Annotated in this window: 1 rRNA gene; it reads right to left on the bottom strand. The window is 56.4% G+C overall.

What is annotated here, in order from left to right:
* Nucleotides 1–35: 35 nt before the first annotated feature.
* Nucleotides 36–2,721: ribosomal RNA gene (locus tag ACFVZH_RS40145) — 23S ribosomal RNA — on the bottom strand; the annotation flags it as partial.

The raw sequence follows: 2,721 nt of genomic DNA, 5'->3' as shown, positions 1-2,721 counted from the left end.
TTGCTTCAGAACTAACACAGTGGACGCGAGCAACTGAGGACAAGCCCTCGGCCTATTAGTACCGGTCAGCTCCACCCATTACTGGGCTTCCACATCCGGCCTATCAACCCAGTCGTCTACTGGGAGCCTTACCCTCTCAAGGAGGTGGGAATACTCATCTTGAAGCAGGCTTCCCGCTTAGATGCTTTCAGCGGTTATCCCTCCCGAACGTAGCCAACCAGCCATGCCCTTGGCAGGACAACTGGCACACCAGAGGTTCGTCCGTCCCGGTCCTCTCGTACTAGGGACAGCCCTTCTCAATATTCCTGCGCGCGCAGCGGATAGGGACCGAACTGTCTCACGACGTTCTAAACCCAGCTCGCGTACCGCTTTAATGGGCGAACAGCCCAACCCTTGGGACCGACTCCAGCCCCAGGATGCGACGAGCCGACATCGAGGTGCCAAACCATCCCGTCGATATGGACTCTTGGGGAAGATCAGCCTGTTATCCCCGGGGTACCTTTTATCCGTTGAGCGACGGCGCTTCCACAAGCCACCGCCGGATCACTAGTCCCGACTTTCGTCCCTGCTCGACCCGTCGGTCTCACAGTCAAGCTCCCTTGTGCACTTACACTCAACACCTGATTGCCAACCAGGCTGAGGGAACCTTTGGGCGCCTCCGTTACCCTTTGGGAGGCAACCGCCCCAGTTAAACTACCCATCAGACACTGTCCCTGATCCGGATCACGGACCGAGGTTAGACATCCAGCACGACCAGAGTGGTATTTCAACGGCGACTCCACCATGACTGGCGTCACGGCTTCAAAGTCTCCCACCTATCCTACACAAGCCGAACCGAACACCAATATCAAACTGTAGTAAAGGTCCCGGGGTCTTTCCGTCCTGCTGCGCGAAACGAGCATCTTTACTCGTAGTGCAATTTCACCGGGCCTATGGTTGAGACAGTCGAGAAGTCGTTACGCCATTCGTGCAGGTCGGAACTTACCCGACAAGGAATTTCGCTACCTTAGGATGGTTATAGTTACCACCGCCGTTTACTGGCGCTTAAGTTCTCAGCTTCGCCACACCGAAGTGTGACTAACCGGTCCCCTTAACGTTCCAGCACCGGGCAGGCGTCAGTCCGTATACATCGCCTTACGGCTTCGCACGGACCTGTGTTTTTAGTAAACAGTCGCTTCTCGCTGGTCTCTGCGGCCACCCCCAGCTCACGGAGTAAATCCGATCACCAGTGATGGCCCCCCTTCTCCCGAAGTTACGGGGGCATTTTGCCGAGTTCCTTAACCATAGTTCACCCGAACGCCTCGGTATTCTCTACCTGACCACCTGAGTCGGTTTAGGGTACGGGCCGCCATGAAACTCGCTAGAGGCTTTTCTCGACAGCATAGGATCATCCACTTCGCCACAATCGGCTCGGCATCAGGTCTCAGCCTTAATGTGTGACGGATTTGCCTATCACACGGCCTACACCCTTACCCCGGGACTACCACCGCCCGGGTTGGACTACCTTCCTGCGTCACCCCATCGCTTACCTACTACCACCTTGGGTCGACGGCTCCACCACTTTCCTTTCCCCGAAGGGTCCGGAACGGCTTCACGGCCTTAGCATTAATGGGCTCGATATTGGGCGTTTCAAAGCGGGTACCGGAATATCAACCGGTTGTCCATCGACTACGCCTGTCGGCCTCGCCTTAGGTCCCGACTTACCCTGGGCAGATCAGCTTGACCCAGGAACCCTTAGTCAATCGGCGCACACGTTTCTCACGTGTGTATCGCTACTCATGCCTGCATTCTCACTCGTGAACCGTCCACAACTCGCTTCCGCGGCTGCTTCACCCGGCACACGACGCTCCCCTACCCATCACAGCGCCCGTTGGGGCTATATGCTGCAATGACACGACTTCGGCGGTACGCTTGAGCCCCGCTACATTGTCGGCGCGGAATCACTTGACCAGTGAGCTATTACGCACTCTTTCAAGGGTGGCTGCTTCTAAGCCAACCTCCTGGTTGTCTCTGCGACTCCACATCCTTTCCCACTTAGCGTACGCTTAGGGGCCTTAGTCGATGCTCTGGGCTGTTTCCCTCTCGACCATGGAGCTTATCCCCCACAGTCTCACTGCCGTGCTCTCACTTACCGGCATTCGGAGTTTGGCTAAGGTCAGTAACCCGGTAGGGCCCATCGCCTATCCAGTGCTCTACCTCCGGCAAGAAACACACGACGCTGCACCTAAATGCATTTCGGGGAGAACCAGCTATCACGGAGTTTGATTGGCCTTTCACCCCTAACCACAGGTCATCCCCCAGGTTTTCAACCCTGGTGGGTTCGGTCCTCCACGAAGTCTTACCTCCGCTTCAACCTGCCCATGGCTAGATCACTCCGCTTCGGGTCTAGAGCGTGCAACTCAATCGCCCTATTCGGACTCGCTTTCGCTACGGCTTCCCCACACGGGTTAACCTCGCTACACACCGCTAACTCGCAGGCTCATTCTTCAAAAGGCACGCAGTCACGAGATACAGCAAGCTGTATCCGACGCTCCCACGGCTTGTAGGCACACGGTTTCAGGTACTATTTCACTCCGCTCCCGCGGTACTTTTCACCATTCCCTCACGGTACTATCCGCTATCGGTCACCAGGGAATATTTAGGCTTAGCGGGTGGTCCCGCCAGATTCACACGGGATTTCTCGGGCCCCGTGCTACTTGGGTGTCTCTCAAACGAGCCGTT

This window comes from Streptomyces sp. NPDC059534 (genome assembly GCF_042743475.1).
In the GTDB taxonomy this organism is placed as follows: domain Bacteria; phylum Actinomycetota; class Actinomycetes; order Streptomycetales; family Streptomycetaceae; genus Streptomyces.
Note: the sequence above shows the minus strand (reverse complement) of the source record. Positions and strands in the feature narration are given on the sequence as shown.